We start from the raw sequence: 22,450 nt of genomic DNA, 5'->3' as shown, positions 1-22,450 counted from the left end.
AGAGTTTACAAAGCTCTACAACATGCAACATTTAGTAGGATAGTTGATACTAAGCCTATGATTGGAAAGATAGAATATATCCATATGGATTAAAAATTTGGGGCACAAAAGCCAAGGATAGTGCCGATATTCTTGTTATAATTGATGATCATAGTTTGATTCATTTTACGAACAGGAGCAAACATTGGTGCTGCAAATAGATAAAGAATTAAAGAAAATTTTCACTGAAGATATTGTGTTTAACGATGCAAAAAAGCACCTACAGTCTTTTGTTAAAAGCTCAGACAATTTAGTATTAATTTATGATGATATTGGCGAAAAAGAGTTAGATACTTTGGGTGGTTTAGGTGATATCACCTTAAAAATTGAAGCAATTGTATATCAGTATAATGTATTATTGGGGTATAGCACAGTTCGTGTTTATTTATCATTAGGTGATTGTTTTGTTGATAAAGCTACAGGTACAGTTTCTTCAAAATTAGGGAATTTAATCTTATATTATAGTATGGAGAGTGTAGGTGAAGGGGAAATATTTGCTTATTCTTCAGATCTTATCTATCAATATTTGTAATTCAAAAATTTAATGTGTTTTGCATGGATGTTTTTATTAGTCATATGAATATTTAATTTTAGTATGAAATATTGATTAAGCATAGTAGAGAATATTAATTAATTGAATTTATGAATAGATTTTTTGTTGAAAATAATTGAAAAAACGATAATAAGATACATGAGGTAAGAATATGATACAAAGCGATATTTTTGATGCGATTAAAAATATTGATGAAGTTCGGAAAATAGATGATCTTTATTTAGTTGTATATGAAAATTCTAATTCTGAAGACTCAGTCGAAACTATAATATTTGAAATTAATAAAAAGTTTTGGGCTATTACTGTTAATCATAATTTTGATGAAATTGAATTAAAGGTCTACTCTTGCTTACCAGACAAGACGATTCAACAGCGATGTTCGAATAATTTATCAAGTCTAAAAGGATTAGAAATTGGAACAATGTTCGCTATAGTCAATGAAAGAGGATATACAGATGGCATTAAGCTTATGCTTTACGATCATTCATTGAAAAAATCTAAGACGGATCCATTTTTTGCTGTCTTAACGATTGTTGCTTTGGCTTCTGGGTTGCAATATGAATTAAGAAAAACAGGAGTTGATACCTATCTGATTTAGTTCATACATGTATCTATAAAAATCATTCAATATTAGGTATATATGATAAGATATTTAACAAATATATCTGAGAATTGGGACAATCGAAAATTGTTTGAACTAAACTTATGTAAGTACATTTATGAAGAAGAAAAAAAAGAAATTATTGATGAAATTTATTTTGAAAAAATATGCGTTGATAATAATAAAGTTGTAGTAAGTAATTTTAATAATTTGCAACAGGTTGAAAAGTCTTTGGAGATTTTTAATAGTTATCTTGGAAAAAATAATTATTGCTATTGTTATATAATGATTGAATCTCGGCATAAGCTCACTACAGAATTAAAAGAAAATAATATGGCAAATCGTTTAATTCTTTCTGAAAACTTTACTTTTAATGGTGAAGAACTCTCTATTGAATTTGATCCAGATTTTGATCTTATAACAAAAAACAACTTAGAAGATTTTGAAAAATTTAAAAAGAAAGAAGAGCTATTGATTCGTCTTTCAAATGAAACTATAGGTAAAAAGAGATGGCTAAATTTTACAAAGCTAGAAAAAAAATGCTGGTTAGATTTTGCTTATATTAGAATGAACGAAAGAGGGGAACCTTTATCATTAAATATAACAGTTGATGGTAAATACCTACTGTGTGAAGAAGATGTGTATTGTTATTTTGGAGAGGAGGTTTATGGGGTATTAGGATACTTAGGTTATAACTTTAATGCATTTGCTGATGTACTGTGGAATTTGCCTTTAAAAGTTAAATGGATAAATTTTCAGTACTCTAAAGATAATTTTGAGTCGAAAGAAGATTTTTATCATTTAGATGATTTTATTGAAGTATTAAAAAAATACTCGTCATTAGAAATTTCATATTAGTAACCAATCAAAATTGAAAATAAAGCTGAGATAGAGGAAAATATTATATGAGTTCTGAACTTACAGAAGAGTATATTTTTTATATTGAAATAAGTGAATTTAGTGAGTTTGATGATGATGTAACTATTTGGAGCGGATATCTTTCAGAAAATTGTGTAATCACTGATACTCAAGTTGTTTTTCATGGTTTTTTTGGTGAGGGTGAAATAAATAAAGATAAAAAAAGTAAAAAATATAAGTATGATATCTATGGCATTAATTTATTCTTCTTAAAAGAAAATAACGAATATTTCGGTGTTTTAGGTTCTAGTATTGAATCTTTTGAAGTGAAAGATAATAAATTGATATTAAATTTATGCGAAGAGGAGACTTATTTTGATGAGTTTAAATTTGATTTAATTAAGAAATATCGAAAAAATCAGCTTAAATTACAAGATTGGTGCAATTTAAACGAAGAACAGAAAAAGAAGTGGATAAGAGTTTCGTATTGGATTCAACAGTACAAGCCTACAAACTTAGTAAGTTCAATAGTTATAGATGGTAGAAATATTAAGTCCTTTAATGATTTCTTATGCTGTATAGGTGAGGAAGTGAATGGATTGATGGGCTACTTTGGTTCTAGTTTTGGTGGTTTGTCGGATAGTCTCACTGGTGGCATTGGTTGTATAACTATACCTTTGAACATTACTTGGAAGTATTTTGAAGAAACAAAGTATTCTTTTAATAACTATTATACTCCTGATGATTTTGAATACTTGATTGAGATTTTAAACGAAGAATCTACTTTAAAACTTATGTAATGTTAAATAGAAGGTGTTGGATATAATATGGACGTTAAAACATTAATTAATAGCTATTTAAATTCTGCAGTTACTGTCCTAAGTGAGTGTGATATAACATTCAAGGATTTAAATTTAAATATAGTAGAGTAAATATAATTTATTTTATTTATGCTTGAAAATTGATCTTTATTGTTATTTTAATAATACAACCTTAGGGTTATAAAATGCTTACTTATGAGTGTTCTGAATTTAAAATATTGGTTATGCATGAATTGGATAACTTTAATGTGGCTGAGCAAAATATAGACTTTAATGTTACTGTAGATAATATTATATATGCTGGAACAGCAGTAACGCTTAAAAATATTGAATATTTAATGAATAAATTTAGAGCAACTGGTGATTGTCATTTTGGTCGTTATTTTTGGCAATCTAACATGTTAATTTTAGAGGAAATGACGATTGATTGTTTGCGTGATGCATTATTAGATATTGTTAAAAATAAGACACTAAATACTCTTGATGATATGTTTTATAGAATTAATTGTGATAGTTGAAATTGGAGTAAATAAATTATTTTTATAAAGAAATATGAAATGAATAATATTTTAATTGAAAGAATTTCATTAGAAAATTTAAGAAATCTTTTTAATGAAAATAATGCTCATGATTTAGATATATTTGAAGATGTTAACTCTCTAGTTTTTAAATTAGATAGTATTAGTCTAGAAACTGATCTATATGAAGTATTGGTCTATGTTTGTAAGATAGATGTTTTATCGGTAAATAATTTGAAAATAGCCTATTACAAGAATATTTTTGATATGGACTATAATATTATTGACGATTTTTTCGTTACTCTAATGGATTGATCTATAACTATATTCATCAAAATGACATCGATTGGTCATATAAATGAAATCCTGCTGTACAAAAATAATGCAATTTATTGGGGTAAATTCCAGTCATGCAGAAAAAATCTTATAAAGTTCTAAGTTTGGTATTTCTTGTTGCGAGCATGATGGCTATAACTGCTTGCAATGATAGTAATGATCAGCAATCTACGGCAGTTTCTCCAACACCTACAGATACTCGTGACCAGCGTTTTCTTACAGTCAAAACCAATGATGTAATTCAAGTTACGATTGCTGATTTGATCCCAACGCAGGGTGCAATTGGTTATGATCAAATTTATTATAAATTAGGGCGTTGGCAAGGTGATTTGCAGCGCCCAACTTGGCAAGCAGATCCAGTCAATCAATTAGTTTATTTAAATAAAACCATTGGTAAGAAGTTTAGCGATTATTGTGAAGCGATTGGTGCAAAAGGTCGTGATGATTTTACAAGTCTGCAAGACCTACAAAAGGCCAATTTAAAACAATTGGAGACATTTAACTGTCAAGAACAGCCGGGCACTGAAACGGCTGATTTGAAAACAGTTGTTGTGGGTTATGATGGGCGCCTTTATCTGACCGATGGTCATCATACAATGACCGAATTCCGTGAGCTGCCTGATGGCGGTGGTCAACTTAAAGTATGGGTAAAAGTTGTTGGGAATTATAGCGATAGTAAAACTGCAGATGAGTTTTGGGCGAAAATGCTTGCCAATGGCCAAGCATGGTTAAGAGATGGGAAAAATCAACCGATTTCATATCAACAATTACCTAAAAACTTAGGCCTAAAATCTGCAACTAACCCTGATGGTATGCAAAATAATCCATATCGTTCATTGGTCTATTTCACACGTGATATTGGTTATAGCAAAGTTGCAAATGCAACGGACTATACTGAGTTCTTATGGGAAGATTGGTTTAATAAACAAATCGCTAATAATCTGGTACATCCTTTAAGTTTCTATCATACCGATGCGAGTGTGTATGGTGCTGCAGATGTATTGGCAACTACTGAAATAAAAGCTGATTTAACTGTATCGGGTAGTGCAACAGGCTATCAGGCAGCGGTTGCTGATTATTCATTATTGATGGGAAGTACCAAACCGACTGATATTATTTATGGTACTTCAACTGCCGCAGATTTGGGGGCATTACAGCTTGTGAAAAATGCTGCTAAAGGTTCTGTTACCGCGACTTCAATTTCTAATCTTGCAGATTTGACCCGTGACGAAATTAAGAAAGATAAAACACCGCGTACAGGTGGAAGTATTTGGTATGCGGTAAATTACAAGTTGTGTGGAAAACCGGCTACAGGAACGTGCTGGGGTTGGTAATTCACGGATATTTAATAAGAAAGGAGTGAGTAAAGTCACTCCTTTTTTGTATGGTTAAATCATTAGCGTTTGATCAGAATAGAATTGATTATTTAAAAATTAAAAAACATCATTTGCTCTCCCTTAAGTCCTAAACATCTCACCTTGCACACGTTATTAAGATTTTTTCTATTTTTATAAACCTCAAATTAACAATAACTTGTCAATTATTTATCCTTACTTTTTAATGATCTAATTTAAAACAAATGTCATTTTGTGTGCTTGACTGTAAGAAGGTTGGGAACTATTCTTTGCCTGCTGGCCACATTGCCAGTCGGTTTTGACGAACCGCAATCACACGAGTATCAGAATTATTCCTTCTGAGGGATAGTTTTGTGCAACTCCTCGTCTCCCTCTCGTAGCGGTAGGACGGAAGGGGGACACCTACGGGTGTGCTGGCCTCGTGTGACCAGTTCGTCAACCCCCTTTCGTTCTGCCACCATAATTTTAATGTTTTGGCAGAACTCCCAATAAAAAGGAGTTGGCTTTGCACATCCATTATTTCTTGGCAGCCTTTGCCAAAAGCTATAACGACACCACTTAAATCATCTTTAAACAACTTGATGGCCTTTAGGGTTTTCAGGCTTTAAGTCATTACGGCTCAAAAAACTTGCATCAACTATAAAACTTGAGATGTGCCAAGCACAGTCTTTATGGCTTTGCTGTGCCTTTTTTTCTCCTTTAGAAACAACAAGAATTTTATAACGGTAAAACTATGCGAAATTTAGAAACATCTTCCAAAAAATTACATGTAGTTCAAACTACTATACACCTCATTACGACACATGGATTCCATAATGTAGGCGTAGACTTGATTGCTAAAGAAACTAAAATCGCCAAAGGTACGCTTTACAACTATTTCCACTCAAAAGAACGCTTAATTGAAATGTGCATCGCCTTTCAAAAGAGCCTGCTCCGAGAGGAAGTACTCTCTATCATTTACTCAAACCGTTACTACACTTCAAAAGATAAAATCAAAGAAATTATTGTGTTACATGCCAATTTAAACAGCCTGTATAACCTTTTACTTAAAGCCATTTTTGAAATAAAACTACTTCACCCACAGGCTTACCGTATGGCGGTTGAATATCGAAAATGGCTAAGCCATGAAATTTTTGATCTGATTTTTAGCGGAGAAATCCGCGAGCCAAAATTCGATGCCAATATGGTGGTAAACCTTATAGATGGTTTGTTGCTACAAGTTTTAAGCTCAAATAGTTTAGAAGAGAGGGATGTAGTGGTAGAACAGTTCTTTATGTCTGTGGGATAGAAAGGAAAACGATAGCTAATTACACACCATATAATCTTAGGTAATTTATGAGCACTTGTTTCAATGTTGATGCTTTGAATTCTAAGCGTATAACATGGTGTGTTTGCACAATCCACATAGGTTCTAGCATTATATTTTTTTTCTATAAAATCTTTGTAAGACTGGGGCTGAAACTAAAGTTGACACGAATAAGATAGACAAATCTGTCTATTTTTTATAAGATATGGTCGATTGTAACGCAAATTTATAAATAAAGTGATGTTTAATAATACTTTTCAGATCTTAGAGAGTTTTGGTTTTCTCTCACAACATCGTTCGGTGTATCTTCAATTTTCAGATGCATCCCTGAATAGTCAGGTCTTTTTACAACGTATAGATGGGCAACATTATCTTAATCAGGGCATGACAGCAGAGCTGATTTGTTTATCAACAAATGCCCATATTCCACTCAAAACATTTATTGGAGTGCAAGTCGCTGTTGACCAAGTAACAGACCGAGGAAATTTTTTCCGTACGACTGGTATTATTACTGGAGCATCGCAGGGACAAAGTGATGGTGCTTTAACTTTATATAAGCTTGCTGTAAGTGATCCAACTTATCTGTGGCATAAACGCAGAAATAGTCGTGTGTTTATGAACAAGAGCGTGAAAGAAATTAGTGAAATTCTATTTCAGGAATGGCAGGGGAAAAGTCCATTATTTGCTTCTAGTCTGACTCTAGATTTGAGCGGATTGAAACAGACTTACGATGTTCGTCCTTTTGTTATGCAGCTCAATGAAAGTGATTATGACTTCTTAACTCGCTTATGGCGTAGTGAAGGCATAAGCTGGCTTATTGACGAAGCTGAGCTTACTGTCGCGAGCAATACAGATGATATTCAGCCACAAAAATTACGTTTGATTGATGATAATAACCAATATCAAGCGCTGACAAGAAGAGCGATTCGTTACCACCGCAGCAGTGCAACTGAACAATCTGATAGCATGACCGGCCTAATGGCTGACCGTAGTTTACAGCCGACGTCTATTTTTGTGCAGCGTTGGCAGTCAGATGTATTGCAACAAACTGATGGGGCGGGCAGTGTACAAAGTAAACACCAACATAGTTCAAACTATGACAATCAAAGCTTAAGCCTTGAAGAAGCATGGCACTATAGTCCGGCATGGATGCAAGACTTAAATGGCGAAGATGGGGCAACCTCCGCAAGCAATCAACAACTAGAAAAGTTTAACCAGAACCTAAGTGCTTATTATGATGCTCAGTCTAAGCAGTTTATTGCTAAAACCACAGTACGAGATACCCAAGTCGGCTATTGGTTTGAACTCAATGAGCACCCTGAAATAGATCAGCATGAAAGCACAGATAAAGAGTTTTTAATTGTAGGCAAGAACTACTATAACCAAAATAATTTACCCAAAGATTTAAACCAGCAAATCCAGACTTTAGTTCAACAAAGTGATTGGCAAGCGAGTAATACTGACGAGCGCCAAGCGAATCAGTTGATTTTACAACGTCGTCATATTCCAACTACTCCAGCGTATAACCCACAAACCCATAGTCCTGCCACTCATCCACAACGTGCGAAAGTGGTCGGTCCTGAAGGTGAAGAAATCTATGTAGATGAATGGGGGCGTATTAAAGTCCGCTTCCTATTTACCCGCAGTGATGACCATAACCATGATGGTGGAGCAGGAACCAACAATAATGACACCGATTCAGCTTGGATTGACGTTCTAACACCGTGGGCTGGAGAAGGTTACGGTGCACGTTTTTTACCGCGTATTGGTGAAATTGTTGTTATTAACTTTTTTAATGGCGATATAGATCGACCGTTTGTGATGGGTCGAGTGCATGAGGCTCAGCGTCATCCAACCAAATTTGATAACAAAGGTAAACTTCCTGATACTAAAAAGCTAAGTGGTATCCGTTCCAAAGAAGTGTCGGGTGGTGGTTTTGGACAACTCAGATTTGATGATACACCGGGACAAATTAGTACCCAACTTCAAAGCAGTCATGGTGCAAGCCAGTTAAATCTGGGGAAATTGAGCCATCCTAAAGATAAAGCGGAAAGTGAAGACCGCGGAGAAGGTTTTGAACTGCGTACGGACCAATGGGGAGCATTGCGTGCGGGGCAAGGTTTGTTGGTATCCACCCATAAACAGGATAATGCCAAAGGTGAACACCTTGATGCCGAAGTTGCGAAAAAGCAACTTGAGGGTAGTCAAACCAACAGTAAAGCACTGAGTGACATCGCTAAAAACCAGAAAACCGATGAAATAGAATCGATTGAGCAGTTAAAAGATTTTGCCTCACAAATTCAGCAACAAATCGCTAAATTTGAAAAAGCTTTACTGCTTTTAAGTTCACCAGATGGCATAGCCTTGAGTACGTCTGAAGATATTCATATCTCGGCTGATGCACAAATCAATCAGGTTGCTGGAGACAGCATCAACATAAGTACTCAAAAGAATGTCATTACCCATGCTCAAAATAAGATCAGCCTCTTTGCAGCGCAAAGTGGACTAAAAGCAGTCGCTGCGCAAGGCAAGGTAGAAATACAAGCTCAGGCAGATGCGCTGGATGTGTTGAGCAAACTTGGAATTACTATTTCATCAACTGATGACAAGGTCATCATTAGTAGCCCGAAAGAAGTCAAAATCACGGGGGGCTCATCTCAAATTACTCTGAATGGCTCAGGAATTTTTCCGAAAACTGGCGGGAAATTCCAAGTCAATGCAGGACAGCATTTGTTTATGGGAGGAGCGAGTGCAAACGCCAGTGCTCCTGAGTTACCTAAAGCTAAACCTATGCAGGGAGCGTTGGAGCTACTACGGAGTTATGGTGGAGATAACTTCTTTAAGCAAAATAGCTATAAGGTCATTGATTCATTAGGTAAGCAAATTACAGGCAAACTTGATGGGAATGGTTTTGCACAAGTAACAGGGATTGCGCCTGGACCAGCTAAAGTAGTTTTTGAGAAGGACAATACTAGTGCATGGCTACAAAGCAGTGATTTTAATCGTAAATACACTTGGGCTGAGCCAGTCAAAAGTGTTCAAGGATTGATGAAAGATGCCCTAGAAGCAGTTGGGCAAAATACGATGTCTCAGTTGCAAAATAATCTTCTTTCAACTGATAAAAATAGTTTCAAAAACTTGGGTAAAAATACTTTAGATAATTTAGCTGGGCAAGCACTAGGCCAGATTAAAAATCAAGTAACCAATACCGCGCTCAATACTGTTTCTAAACAACTTAATCTCAATTTATCTGCCGATCAAATGAAAAGTCTTGGTCAAATGGCGATAAACCCAAACCAGTCTCTTGAAATGCTAAAAGAGCAAAGCCAAGGTTTTTTGAGTGATCAAATGACCGCAAAATTATCTAAGTCCATAAATCAAGATTCACCTATTCAGCAAGGGGCTTTAGATAATTTTATTCGGTCAAAAAAGTAGATTGGATGAATAGAGCGATCCAACATAGAAAAATATTGTTGTAATTTAATGAATTAAAGGTTTTATATTAATGGCTAATGAGAATACACAACATAAAGAAATTAAAAAACAACCTACTGTTGAACTTGCTGTTTTTAACTTAAATAGCGTGACGGATGTAGCAGACTTGCAAATGATCGCAAGTCAGATTCAGTTGTATTTACAAGTGTGCGGAAATACCTCATTAGAACAAATAAAAAGTAAGGCCAACATAACCACGGTTGCTAATATCTTTGCATTGACAGGTAGTGTACTAGACCTAATGCTCTATGCTACAGATAAGAAAACTGGTGAAGCTGCTGCACAACGTGGAGCATTACTTGCTGCAAATTTAATTGGTTTATTTTCAGAACCGAATAACGAAGCTCATGCGCGCATGGCTTTACGTCCGATGTTTGGTTTAATGGCAGAGTGCTTATATCAAGAAAATGGAAAAATTAAAGAAACAGATATTAAGCGTTTAGGTTTGCATCTCAATGCGATGATCGCTGGAGATTTAGAGAAGTTTTTAAAAGAGACTCAAGCGAAGTTAGGCAGTTTACTTACTAGTGCTACAACATTGGGTGTAACCATCCTACAAAGCATGGCGACCCCTGCAACAGGTATAAATGCAGGAATAACCACTGTGGCAGGTGCGAGTGCAGAAAAACGAGATCCGAAACTCAAATTTAGCAACTGGGCTGTTCCACTCATTGATTTATTAGGGAAGCCGAGCCAAGCAGACTTAACCCCTAAAATACAACCAAATATAACAAGTCGTTTGCAACAAGAAGCAACTCACGCTATTGCAGCTTTAAGTCAAACTTTGCAACAACAAGCAAATGCTGGCCAAAAATATACTTTGGCATGGCTATTACAAGAAACACTGAAAGCTATACAAGCTTTAGAAAACAAAGGCAGTGCAAGTGTGCCAATCAACCAGACGGGGGAATATGAACGCCATACGAAAGGAGACACTTTAGAGTTTGTAAGTTTACAGGCAGATGCTTTAAATGCTCCTCCATGTGAAGGCCCTGATTCCCAATCTGGAAAAAGCATTAGCTATTCAATTGGTGCTGAACGGGTTCAACATGCAGACTTCTATTTACCAAAAATAGGTTTTTCTTTTATACGGCAATATAACTCACAAATGGATGAGTTTGATCAAAGCATGGTCGGTGCACGTTGGATGATGCCATTTTCCAATATGATTCAACAAAATGCCCAAGGCTATCTATTTATTGATAGTAAAGGGCGAAAGCATCAACTGCCAGCATCTATTACATTTGAAACTTATGAAGTACCTTATGAGGGAATAATAGTACAACCTCTTAAAAATGGAGATTTGGTTCTAAACTTCGGTGGAAATTGGTCTTTTCAATTCCATCAGTTTTCAGTTGGCCAGCCTTATCAATTGATTCAACAATTCAATGAAAAAACACAAGAAAAGATTGACTTAAGTTATCTCATTTTTGAAAAGGTTGCTTATCTTCAATATGTTGATTTTCAATTAGAGCATGCCAAACACCAATTAAAATTTGCTTTTAATGAGCAAGTTAAAATTATGGCGGTGTTTTTAGATGATAAAGCCGAACCATTAGCACGTTATGAATACGATACCCAAGGGAACTTAATTAAAGCTATTGATCAGAATGGCTATACAAGAACTTATGAATATAACCACTTTCATCAACTAACGCGCTATACAGACCGTACAGGGCGTGGACAAAATATTCGCTATGAATCAACTGAAGCCAAAGCTAAAGCGATAGAAGAATGGGCTGATGATGGTAGTTTCCATACCAAACTAAAATGGCATCCGCACTTACGTCAAGTGGCGGTTTATGATGCTTATGATGTGCCAACTTATTATTACTTTGACCTCAATGGGTTTACTTATCGAACTCGTTTAGCGGATGGGCGTGAGTCATGGTATAGCCGTGATGGGAAAAAGCGGATTACTCGTCAAATTGATTTTGAAGGACGAGAGACTCAACAAGAATATAATGATCAAGATCAACTTGTTAAAATTGTTCAGCCAAACGGTGGGATAATTCGTTTTGCATATAATGAGCAGGGTAACTTAGTTGAAATTAAAGACCCAGAAGGTAGTATTTGGAAACGAGAATACGATGAAAATAGAAATGTTAGTAAAGAAATCAATCCATTAGGGCATATCACACAGTACAAATATAACAATGATAATCAACTGGTTGAAGTCATTGATGCAAAAGGTGGTGTCAAAACCATTCAATATAATGAATTGGGGCAGATGATTTCATATACCGATTGCTCAGGTAAGAGCAGTACATGGGAATATGATGAAGATGGTGCACTGACAGTTCAACAAACTGCAAATAATAAAGTTGTACAGTATTTTTACAGTACCAAAGGCCGAGATAAAGGACAGCTGCAAAGTATTATTTATCCTGATGGGTTAAAAGAATACTTTGAATATGATGAAGAAGGACGCTTACTTAAGCATATAGACACTAAAGGTTTAGTAACGGAATATAAGTACAATCAAGTTGGCTTATTAGAGCAGCGTATTGATGCCAATCGACATAGCGTAACTTATCAATGGGACAAACAAGGTCGCATTCAAAAGCTGATTAACCAGAATCAAGCTGAATATTTGTTTGGATACAATCCGTATGGATATTTGATACGTGAGCAGGCCTTTGATGGAGAGGAAAAGCACTATATTTACAATGAGAACGGAAGGTTATTTCAAATCCGTCAACCAAATATACTGACTCAATTTGACTATTATGCAGATGGACAAATTGCTTCGAAAAGCTTTACCCATTTACATACAGGCCAGAAACAAACAGAGCAATTTGACTATAACCTGAATAACCAGCTGAGCCGAGCTAGTAATGAGGTTAGCCAAATTGATTTCTATCGCAATGCACTTGGGCAGTTGGTTAGAGAGCACCAGCATTATAAAATTCCAGAACTGAAACCGCTCACAGCAGTATTACATTATGAATATGATGAGCTTGGAAATTTAATTAAAACAATTCGACCTGATGGACATACACTGAATCATCTTGTTTATGGTTCAGGGCATATTTATGCAATTGGTTTAAATAACAAAGAAGTTGCTTCATTTCAGCGTGATGATTTGCATAGAGAAACAACACGATTACTAGCAAATGGGCTTATTCAAACTAAACAATATAATGATGTGGGATTACTGAGTTCACAGTTCATTCAACCTGAGCAAGAAACTCAAGACTATTTACAATATCAAGCACATAGACGCTATCAATACGATCAAAACTATTTGCTTGGTCAAGTTGAAGATAGCCGTTTGGGTAAGCTCAATTATCAATATGACCCAATTGGGCGCTTAATCACAGCTCAAAGTTTACATAAAACAGAAAGTTTTAATTTTGACCCAGCTGGTAACTTAATTGATTCTGACTCGGTATTAAGTCCAGCACAAATTAAAAATAACCTTATTAAAAGTTATAAAGGTAAACACTACCAATACGATGCACAAGGTAATGTGACAGAGATTATTCAGGCTGGTAAAAACCTTAAGCTGACTTGGGACAACCAAAACAGACTTATTCGTAGTATTAATAATGGTCTAGTTACAGAATATGGTTATGATGTCTTTGGTCGTCGACTCTACAAAAAAACATCTAATGAATTAACCTTATTTGGTTGGGATGGCGATTTAATGATATGGGAGTCTGTCCAATCGGCACAGACTAGTTATACAAAGCACTATATTTATGAACCTGATAGCTTTGTTCCACTATTACAAACAGGTTATAAGGATTTCATTCAACTGATAGAAACTCCTGATTATCAGGAATATCAAACAAAACCTTATTCTATTTATAAAGACCCAGTATGGAATAGTAATACTCGCAAAAAGCGTACTGATGTAGAGCAGATTACATTTTACCATTGTGATCAGGTCGGAACACCTCAAACCATGACCAATACCCGCGGTGAATGTGTATGGGAAATTATCCAAGACACATGGGGAACGGCATTAGAAATTAAAGCAGTAAATCAAGATAATCCATTTGAACAAAATAATTTACGCTTTCAAGGGCAATATTACGACCATGAAACAGAGCTGCACTATAACCGTTATCGTTATTATGAACCTCATAGTGCAAGATATATGAGTAAAGATCCGATTGGGCTAGAGGGAGGTATGAATAGCTCTAGTTATGTAAGTAATCCAACTCAGTGGGTTGATCCGTATGGACTATCTCCTGATATTTCAATTCCTGGTATGAAAGGAGATCCAAGATTGAAAGATAGATCAACATTAGTTCAGGCAACCGATAGAGCATTGAATGGAACAAGTGCTAATATTAGTGGTGCACTAGGATTGGGTATAACTCATAGCACTACTTATGCAGGAGGTGGGCGGGCTGTGCATTCTACTGGACGAACGTTAGGTTTTGGTGTTTCGGCTAGTACTACGCGAGATATACTTAATATAGGTAATAAACCCGATGGTAGATATATAGAAGCTTGCGGAGGTGTCGGTGCTAATTGGTTTGGACAAATTTGTGGTGGGTACTCTTGGTCTGGAAAATCATTTTATGCGGTCATAAAAGGTGGAAGTGGAGCAGGAGCTGGTTTAGGGATTACTGATGGATGGCAAAATACATCAGATTATATACCTGAACAACCAGTCTACAGTATTCCACCGGAAAAGATGCCAGTAATTCCGGCTCAACCATTTAATTTTCCAAGGTTCTAATTATATGGAAATACTATTTTATTTAAGATGGATTGCGGTTTTTTTATTCGTATCTAATTTTATTCTAATGATATATTTCTTATATAGGTATTATATTAGTAATAAAATGGCAACTGATATCTGGAATTTTTTTTCAAAGAATAATAGTTTTAACAAAGTAATGAGCGATATTGTTTTTAAGAAAAAAAATAATTATCAAAAAATTACTAAGCTAATAAGATTAACATATTGGCTGGTAGGTTTGTTTCTTTGTTTAAGTATATGGAGTGTCGGTTATTATGAAGCTAATTTTATGTAGTTTTTTATTTTTTTTATCTTTGATTAAATCTACTTTTGCTTGTGAAAAAATTGAATATTCTAATCAAATTAAAAACTCTAATTTTGATCTCAATATTTTAAGTTTACAAGGAAATCTAAAAAAGATTGATAAGGTAATAAATGGCTTACCTGATGGATTTTATAAAGAGTATATTTTAGGTGTGAGTTTTTTAGATGGGAAAACAAAGTTGGTTGATTTAAAAGAAGCTGAAAAACATTTGATAAATTCTGCTAAGTATTGTTTCTCACCAGCACATTATTCTCTAGGATATTTATACTATTTAGAAAATAAATTAGAAGATTCTAAGAAATGGCTTCTTTCAGCAAAGAAACTCGGTGATAGTTTAGCAGCATATCAGTTAGGTTTGATTTATATAAAAGAACATAACCCTGAGAAGATGTTAGAGAGTTTAGATTTTGCTGAAAAAACAGATTTTACTCCTGCTATAACAGAGTTGGGAGTACAGTATTATGATGGTAAAATTATAAATAAAGACTTAACAAAAGCATTTAAATATTTTGAAAAAGCGGCCTTAAGAAATGATCCTTTAGCTCAAAATAATGTAGGCTGGATGTATGAAAATGGGGAAGGGGGAGTTAAGGTAAATAAAGAAAAAGCATTGTATTGGTATAGAAAAGCTTATGATAACGGATTTTCTGGAGCATATGAGAATTATAGTAGGCTTTCAGGTGAAAAATAAGTATTTAAGAGGTGTTTTTTTGTTTTAAAAAACTAAATTATTGAAGATAATTTTTAAGAGGATATGTAAGTTTTCCTTTTATATTTATAGAAGGTAATAATTATATTTTGGTATTTTTTTTTGGTTTTAAGCTTTATGTTTTTAATTTAAAAATAAAGCTGCTGAGAGTATTTTAAAATTAGTGTAAATATGAAATTAAATAAATTGAGTTTTGGAATTGTTACTATCTTACTACTAGTCGGATGTAGTAGTAATGTTTATGAACCACCTTCAGATAAGTATGCATTTGAAAATAAAATGAAAGAATTACTCGGTAATCAAATAGAAATTATAAATTCATTGAAAAAGGCTGAGGTACAAATTTCATATTTTGAATTACCTAAGAATAATAATAAAATTGAAAGTATAGTAAGTTTATTAGAAAAAGATGGATGGGTATTGAAAGGAAAAAGGCAGGGCGTTTATACTTATTGCTTAGGGAGAAATAATAGAATTAATGTTGTTATACCAACTTCTGGTGGACTTTATGATTTTAAAGGTGGGAAATTAAAACGAACAGATTACTCTGTGAATGCTGTTTTATATTCCTATGATAAATGGGGAGATGATATGTGTGAATGATTTGTGGAAATTTATATTTATATTTTTTTCATTAATACAAATGGGTTGTTCTAATCAAATATATGAACAACCTTCAGATAAGTATCCATTTGAAGTAAAAATGAAAGCTTTATTAGGGGATAATCTTAAAATTGTGAACTCATTGAGTAAAGCAGAAGTTCAGATTTCTTCTTTTGATTTACCAACAAATACTAATCAGATAGATGAAGTAGTTAGTCAGTTAAAAAAGGATGACTGGGTATTAAAAGGACATGGTCAAGGAGTAGATACTTACTGTTTAGGTTTACATAATAAAATAAATATTGTTGTTCCTATATCAAATAATGTTTATGACTATAAAAGAAGAGAATTAAATATAACGGACCATAGTATGAATGGTGTGTCTTACATGTATGATAAATGGGGAATAGATATGTGTGAATAAATTCCTAATGAAAAAAATATTTTCAGTGCTAGTTCTGCTTTTTTTAATATTGCAAGTTGGTGGTTATAAACGAACTCATAAAGAAGATGCTGACAAATATATGTTCTTTATTAAAATGAAACAAGTAGTAGGTAATGATGTAAAAATTGTTAATTCGTTAAACCGTGCGGAGGCTCAATTAGCTTATTTGGAATTGCCATTAAATTCAGATAAGACATCTAAAATTGTTGAATTATTGAAAAAAGATGGTTGGACTTATAAAGGAGCTGGAATAGGTTCTGAATCCTATTGTCTAGGCGTAAATAATAGTATCAATATTGTTAGACCTACTTATAAAACTGTTACTACGTTTAAGGGTGGCGATTTATATGTGACTGATTATAATAAAGATATAGTCTCTTATAGTTATAATAAATCGGGTTTGGATATATGTAAATGATTTATATGAGAAATTTATTAAAATTAATATTTTCATTTTCTTTGTTAATACAAATAGGTTGTTCTAATGGAGTACATGAGCAAGCTTCTAATAAATATCCATTTGAAGAAAAAATGAAAGCACTCTTAGGCGATAATCTTAAAATTGTAAACTCATTGCATAAAGCAGAAGTTCAAATTTCTTCTTTTAGATTTGAAAAAGATCACAATAAATTGAAAAAAGTAATTAATCAATTAAAAAAAGATGGTTGGATATTAAAGGGACATGGACAAGGGGTAGACACATATTGTTTAGGGACTAATAATAGTATTAATATTGTTAGCCCCACTGCAATTGGTGTTTATGACTATCAAGGCGGAAAACTAAATATTACAGATTACAATTTTGATGCGATATCTTATAGCTATAATAAATGGGGTGAGGATTTGTGTGAGTAATTTATTCAGATATATAGTATTATTTTTCTTGTTTTTACAGGTGGGTTATTTTAATGGAGTTTATGAACAGCCTGCGTATAAATATCCATTTGAAGTGAAGATGAAAGCATTATTAGGCGATAATATTGAAATTATAGATTCTATAAATAAATATGAAGCACAAGTTTCTTATTTTGAATTTACTAAAGACTCTAGGAAATTAGAGAAAATAGTCAGGTATTTAGACAAAGATGGATGGGTGTTAAAAGGACAAGGGCATGGAGTTGATACATATTGTTTAGGTCCAAATAATAAAATTAATATAGTCAACCCAACCTTTGGCAAGATTCAAGATTATAAAGGCGGAGAGTTGAAAATAACTAATTATGATGTTAATACGGTTTTGTATCGATACTATAAGTGGGGAGATGATTTGTGTGAATAAATGCGAAGTGAAATACTTGCTGCTAATACGTGAAAGCAATGCTGTAAAAAATAGGTGAGATTCTTAGTTAATTATAGAAATATATGATCTGAAAGGTACTACTAGATTTTTTAAAATTCTAGATGCTGAGAAAGCTATTAAAAATAATAGATTAGAGAGTTTAAGTAATGGAAATATTGAATAAAATCTTTTTAAAATTTATGACTATTATTTTAATTGGAGCTTTCTGTGTTTCATGTGATCACATAAAGAAAAGCGAAGTAACTATTGTTGAAAATAAGAATATAATAATTAAAAAATTTGAAAGTGATGCTGAATATATTTTTGGTAATCAAATTTTAGGTAAAAAAATATTTTCTTCCTATAATGCAGAACGATTAATATTTCAAGTGAAAGATCTAGAGAAAAATAGTGATAATTTTATAGATAAAATAGATGGTCTGTTGAATAAGAGGGGTTGGAACTATAAAGAAAAATACAAAGAAGCTTACATTTATTGTGATAGAGATATGAATCAACTTGAGCTAGTTCCTCCTATAAAGATAGGTACAGTTATGCAATCTGGAGATGGACAGTCATTGAATCAGTTAGTAGATTATTGGAATATAAGTTTTATCCATTCTAGGCATAAACGTTATGTATGTAATATGAATAGTTGATTTGGATAATTTATTATGATTGTGAGAAAATTCATATTTTCTTTATTAATTTTAGGTCTCTATTGCTCCCTAATAGCATGTAGTACTAACGCAACTAGCTTACAAGTGCTTTCTAAGGAGTTGTTCAGTGAATATCCATATGAAGTTGATACTGATAGAAATAAAAGATCTACTCAATTAATTGTGATAAAAATAAATAAAGAAAATTTTTCGATTAATGATTATAATGATGTTAAAAACAAACTATTAAGTAGAAAATGGGATTTTGTTGATTCATACGATAATTATTATAATTTTTGTAAAACTAATAATTATTCTATAGATATATTAAATCCTATTCATGATAGACATTATACAAGAGATGGTGATGAAGTTAATTTTAAAAGCAAAGATTATTGGTATTTTGCATTATACTTTAATAAATTAGGAGTTAATAACTGTATGGAATATTATGGTAAGTAAATTTGATTATTTAAATAAGATTTCTTGAATTTGTAGTATTTATTTTAATTTGATAATCTGGTTTTAAGTTTTAATTAGATTTGTTGAAATTATTGTTGAATCTAAATTTAATAGTTGGTACGCAAAATATAAGAAAGAGTTATGATTAAAATTAATTGTTTAATATTGATTACAGGTCTCAGTCTTTTATTATCAGCATGCAATAAAGATGTTGAGATAAAAGCACAATCTAAAAGTCCGAATGAAGCAGCTCTACATGATTATAGCAATGTTCCTGCAGAACAATTTAAAGGGAAATTAAGTTTTTTTAAAGAACAATTGGATAAAATCTTTATTGATCAAAAAATTATTTTGAGAGATGAGGGTATTGCTTTTGCTCCTACTCAAAGCTTTCTTGTTGTTCAAATTCCTGTAGAGAGCTTAAATGAGGAAACCTATCAAAGAAACATAGTTCCTAGAATCAAAGATAATGGCTGGATTCTTGAGAAGAGTATAAAGAATGCTGATGTTTTTTGTAATGGTAAGAAATATCAGTTAGAGATTATTCGGCCTAAAGATTACTCTAAAGAAATTATTAATGAAGAAGATAGGTTAACTTTCACTCCAATTCAAAAGGAATGGAATATTGGCATGTACTATCAGGAACAAGGAACATTATTCTGTGGAGATAAATTACCAGTAATTACTATAAAATAAAAATATAGGGCTTGGCTTATTTTTTAGTATATCTATTTTGTAAGATTATAGCCCTATATTTTAAATCATATATATGAATATGGTGAAGTTAAAGATTTAATCCCTATCTATTCAGATTGAACTAAGTCACGTTCACGACATGATAATTCATAGTAATTACCTTTTGGCAGAGAACGGATTTTAAAGCCATAGTAATCGCTAGTTGACTCTATAGGACCGACACTACATTGATTTGTTTTTGTAAATTTTTCAATCAATTTCAAATTAGAAGTTTGCTTAAATACAGCTCCCCAACCTTCACTCACACAACAGCCCACATATTCAGACATATATTCATCTGAAATGAGTACGACATTTTGTCCCATAAACTCATAAGGCTTTTTGAGTTTATATATATCGTTATAGTCTGCTCGCGAAATATTAGGTTTCTTTGCTAAAAAGCCTTTCTGTTTGAGTATTTGGAACTTTAAAAAATTCTGAGGTCCAGTACCAAGTCCTCTATAAACCGAATTATTATCTTCTGCAAAGCTATACGAGCTAAACATACTGACTAAACTTAAAAATAATATTTTTCTCATTTTAAATTTCAAAAGTTATATGAGGCCGTAATTCTTTCATATCTTATGAGTAGCGTAAAGTAAGTAGCTGATTTTGATTGTACAGATAGAATTTCTCTAACTGACTTCGTAGGCGTACACAGCTCATTTTAGTGACTATTTATATGCTTCTTATGATTAAATATTCAGAAAATAATAAGTGGATTACTTAAAAGTTTTAATTTAATTGATCAGATTTTTGCTTATAGATTAATTTAGAAGCTCATTTGATAGTCTTTTTGTATATAATATGTATTCTTTGTATTTTAGTTATCTTTATAGAGTAAACATGAAAAAAATATTAATCATTACTATGGCGAGTTCTTTTGGTTTAATCGCATGTTCAACCACTGAAACATCAAGAACGATACAAAGTCCTCAAGTCACCGCAGCAACTTCTGCAATTAAATATAATGGAGTAAAAGCTCCTGTTTCTATTGGTAAGTTTGATAACCGCTCTAGCTATATGAGAGGAGTTTTCTCAGATAATGTAGACCGTTTAGGTGGCCAAGCGAAAACAATTCTTGAGACACATTTGCAGCAAACTGGTTATTTCTCAGTTTTAAATCGCGACAATTTATCTGAAATAAAACAAGAAGTAGGTTATAGCAATACTGCTCAATCTATTAAAGGTGCTCGTTATGTGATTACTGGCGATGTATCTGAGTTTGGCCGTAAAGAAGTTGGTGATCAGCAACTGTTTGGTATTTTAGGCCGTGGTAAACAGCAAGTTGCTTATGCAAAAGTTAATTTAAATATTATTGATGTAAAAACTTCAGAAGTTGTGCACTCAGTACAAGGTGCTGGTGAATATGCATTAGGTGCACGTGAAGTCTTAGGCTTTGGTTCTACTGCCTCTTACGATTCTACTTTAAATGGTAAAGTACTCGATTTAGCTGTTCGTGAAGCGGTAAATAATCTTGTAACAGATATTCAAAATAACCGTTGGTCAATTCAATAATTTTGGATATGTGTTAGATGAAAAAAATTGTTTTAAGTAGTGTTCTTGTTTTGGGATTGGTGGGCTGTGCCACTGGTCCTCAATCTTTATATAATTGGGGAAGTTATCCGCATCAAACTTATTTGATGTATACCGCACCTGAAAAAGCGACACCAAGTGCACAAATCACGACATTAGAAGCTGAGATTCAAAAAACTAAAGGTAAGGGCCTAGCTGTTCCGCCAGGGTTATATGCGCATTTAGGGTTATTGTATTTACAAGAAAATAATTCTCAAAAAGCAACCGAGTATTTCCAGCTTGAACGTCAAGTCTATCCAGAGTCTACAGTTTTAATGGATCGCTTATTGCAAAAAATGAATGCGAATGGTGGGAATACAAAATCATGATTAAGAAGTTTCTAATTGCTGGTTTGGTTATTTCTAGCATTACGTTTACTGGTTGTGCAGTTACTCCGGCACCAAATAAAGACATAACCGCTTATAAAGCACACATGCCAAAGTCAATTTTGGTATTGCCACCAGTCAATGATTCACCGGATGTAAAAGCGACTTACAGTTATTGGCCAACCGTAATAGCGCCTGTAGCAGAAGCTGGCTATTATGTTTTTCCCATCTCTGTTGTAGACAACATGTTTAAAGAGAATGGTGTCACCAATGGCAGTGATGCGCAGTCTATTGCTCCTCAAAAATTACAAGAGATTTTTGGTGCAGATGCTGCTTTATACATTCGAATTAAAGAATATGGCTCTAAATATCAAGTGATCCAAAGTGTTGCCACAGTTAGTGCAGATGCAAAACTTGTTGATTTAAAAACAGGTGATGTGATTTGGACAGGTGAGAAAAAGTTATCCCAATCAAGTAGTGATGGTAACTCTGGTTTACTTGGTGCTGTAGTCGGTGCTTTGGTTGAACAGATTTCTAGCAACTTTAATGATCGTGCTTATCCAATAGCAAGTATGGTAAATGCTCAACTGTTTACTCCGACTCCTTATAGTCCGGGTACAGGTTTGTTATATGGCCCACGCTCACCTCAGTATCAACAAGATGGAATTACGAAGTAAATTAAAATCTAAATTTGGGTTTTAATTTATTATATAAGTTGCTTCATATCTTTATGATTTGAGGAACTTTATAA

The 22,450-nt window shown here is 33.3% G+C and carries 23 protein-coding genes; 22 read left to right on the top strand and 1 reads right to left on the bottom strand.

All coding sequences use genetic code 11. From position 1 onward, the window contains the following. Positions 1-187: 187 nt before the first annotated feature. From B554_RS0111965 to B554_RS19010, 19 genes are all read left to right on the top strand, one after another. Positions 188-571 carry a hypothetical protein gene (locus B554_RS0111965; protein WP_019458227.1) on the top strand — a complete coding sequence of 128 codons (384 nt, stop codon included), beginning with the start codon at positions 188-190 and terminating at the stop codon, positions 569-571. Between the two features lie 172 nt (positions 572-743). After that, complete coding sequence (locus B554_RS0111960) at positions 744-1,190, top strand: DUF6334 family protein (RefSeq protein ID WP_019458226.1); 447 nt, start codon at positions 744-746, stop codon at positions 1,188-1,190. A 90-nt stretch (positions 1,191-1,280) separates the two neighbouring features. Further along, positions 1,281-2,051 carry a hypothetical protein gene (locus B554_RS0111955; protein ID WP_025465203.1) on the top strand — a complete coding sequence of 257 codons (771 nt, stop codon included), beginning with the start codon at positions 1,281-1,283 and terminating at the stop codon, positions 2,049-2,051. Positions 2,052-2,098: 47 nt separating this feature from the next. Beyond that, positions 2,099-2,851, top strand: a complete 753-nt coding sequence (locus B554_RS0111950) for a barstar family protein (protein ID WP_019458224.1) — start codon at positions 2,099-2,101, stop codon at positions 2,849-2,851. A 206-nt stretch (positions 2,852-3,057) separates the two neighbouring features. Continuing rightward, entirely contained in the window at positions 3,058-3,390 is a 333-nt protein-coding gene (locus B554_RS0111945) for a hypothetical protein (protein ID WP_019458223.1), read from the top strand. Positions 3,391-3,429: 39 nt separating this feature from the next. Then, complete coding sequence (locus tag B554_RS0111940) at positions 3,430-3,705, top strand: hypothetical protein (RefSeq protein WP_019458222.1); 276 nt, start codon at positions 3,430-3,432, stop codon at positions 3,703-3,705. 95 nt (positions 3,706-3,800) lie between these two features. Next, positions 3,801-5,060: a ParB/Srx family N-terminal domain-containing protein gene (locus B554_RS0111935; RefSeq protein ID WP_019458221.1), complete on the top strand. Its 1,260-nt coding sequence runs from the start codon at positions 3,801-3,803 to the stop codon at positions 5,058-5,060. A 754-nt stretch (positions 5,061-5,814) separates the two neighbouring features. Beyond that, entirely contained in the window at positions 5,815-6,369 is a 555-nt protein-coding gene (locus B554_RS0111920) for a TetR/AcrR family transcriptional regulator (protein ID WP_019458220.1), read from the top strand. A gap of 258 nt (positions 6,370-6,627) precedes the next feature. Then, positions 6,628-9,822, top strand: a complete 3,195-nt coding sequence (locus B554_RS0111915) for a type VI secretion system Vgr family protein (RefSeq protein ID WP_019458219.1) — start codon at positions 6,628-6,630, stop codon at positions 9,820-9,822. Positions 9,823-9,892: 70 nt separating this feature from the next. Next, positions 9,893-14,578 carry an RHS repeat-associated core domain-containing protein gene (locus B554_RS0111910; RefSeq protein WP_019458218.1) on the top strand — a complete coding sequence of 1,562 codons (4,686 nt, stop codon included), beginning with the start codon at positions 9,893-9,895 and terminating at the stop codon, positions 14,576-14,578. 278 nt (positions 14,579-14,856) lie between these two features. After that, positions 14,857-15,597 carry a tetratricopeptide repeat protein gene (locus B554_RS0111900; protein WP_017393624.1) on the top strand — a complete coding sequence of 247 codons (741 nt, stop codon included), beginning with the start codon at positions 14,857-14,859 and terminating at the stop codon, positions 15,595-15,597. Between the two features lie 189 nt (positions 15,598-15,786). Beyond that, positions 15,787-16,218, top strand: a complete 432-nt coding sequence (locus B554_RS0111895) for a hypothetical protein (RefSeq protein ID WP_019458217.1) — start codon at positions 15,787-15,789, stop codon at positions 16,216-16,218. After that, complete coding sequence (locus B554_RS0111890) at positions 16,202-16,642, top strand: hypothetical protein (RefSeq protein WP_019458216.1); 441 nt, start codon at positions 16,202-16,204, stop codon at positions 16,640-16,642. Before B554_RS0111895 ends, B554_RS0111890 begins: the two co-directional genes overlap by 17 nt. After that, the gene (locus B554_RS0111885; RefSeq protein WP_017393627.1) at positions 16,635-17,081 is read left to right on the top strand and encodes a hypothetical protein; all 447 of its coding nucleotides are present in this window, start codon (positions 16,635-16,637) and stop codon (positions 17,079-17,081) included. Before B554_RS0111890 ends, B554_RS0111885 begins: the two co-directional genes overlap by 8 nt. Continuing rightward, entirely contained in the window at positions 17,078-17,518 is a 441-nt protein-coding gene (locus B554_RS0111880; RefSeq protein WP_019458215.1) for a hypothetical protein, read from the top strand. The genes B554_RS0111885 and B554_RS0111880 overlap by 4 nt, the downstream gene beginning before the upstream one ends. Further along, on the top strand, positions 17,511-17,942 hold the full coding sequence (locus B554_RS0111875) for a hypothetical protein (RefSeq protein ID WP_019458214.1): 432 nt from the start codon (positions 17,511-17,513) through the stop codon (positions 17,940-17,942). The genes B554_RS0111880 and B554_RS0111875 overlap by 8 nt, the downstream gene beginning before the upstream one ends. A 167-nt stretch (positions 17,943-18,109) precedes the next feature. Continuing rightward, positions 18,110-18,601 (top strand): hypothetical protein, encoded by a 492-nt coding sequence (locus B554_RS0111870; RefSeq protein WP_019458213.1) that lies wholly within the window; start codon positions 18,110-18,112, stop codon positions 18,599-18,601. 15 nt (positions 18,602-18,616) lie between these two features. Then, positions 18,617-19,063 (top strand): hypothetical protein, encoded by a 447-nt coding sequence (locus B554_RS0111865; RefSeq protein WP_019458212.1) that lies wholly within the window; start codon positions 18,617-18,619, stop codon positions 19,061-19,063. A gap of 141 nt (positions 19,064-19,204) precedes the next feature. Beyond that, positions 19,205-19,759, top strand: coding sequence for a hypothetical protein (locus tag B554_RS19010; protein WP_019458211.1), 555 nt, complete (start codon positions 19,205-19,207; stop codon positions 19,757-19,759). Between the two features lie 107 nt (positions 19,760-19,866). Here the strand turns inward: B554_RS19010 and B554_RS0111855 are convergent, their stop codons facing one another. Continuing rightward, entirely contained in the window at positions 19,867-20,337 is a 471-nt protein-coding gene (locus tag B554_RS0111855) for a hypothetical protein (protein ID WP_025465199.1), read from the bottom strand. Between the two features lie 307 nt (positions 20,338-20,644). On the opposite strand from B554_RS0111855, the gene B554_RS0111850 reads away from it, so the two are divergent. The 3 genes from B554_RS0111850 to B554_RS0111840 are packed head-to-tail and all read left to right on the top strand — an operon-like array spanning position 20,645 to position 22,376. Then, positions 20,645-21,316 (top strand): CsgG/HfaB family protein, encoded by a 672-nt coding sequence (locus B554_RS0111850; protein WP_002048002.1) that lies wholly within the window; start codon positions 20,645-20,647, stop codon positions 21,314-21,316. A gap of 17 nt (positions 21,317-21,333) precedes the next feature. After that, positions 21,334-21,702, top strand: coding sequence for a DUF4810 domain-containing protein (locus tag B554_RS0111845; protein ID WP_019458209.1), 369 nt, complete (start codon positions 21,334-21,336; stop codon positions 21,700-21,702). Further along, positions 21,699-22,376, top strand: coding sequence for a DUF799 domain-containing protein (locus tag B554_RS0111840; RefSeq protein WP_019458208.1), 678 nt, complete (start codon positions 21,699-21,701; stop codon positions 22,374-22,376). Before B554_RS0111845 ends, B554_RS0111840 begins: the two co-directional genes overlap by 4 nt. Positions 22,377-22,450: the final 74 nt, after the last annotated feature.

Origin of the sequence: Acinetobacter sp. GG2 (assembly GCF_000292385.1) — a bacterium.
Classification (GTDB): domain Bacteria; phylum Pseudomonadota; class Gammaproteobacteria; order Pseudomonadales; family Moraxellaceae; genus Acinetobacter; species Acinetobacter seifertii.
Note: the sequence above shows the minus strand (reverse complement) of the source record. Positions and strands in the feature narration are given on the sequence as shown.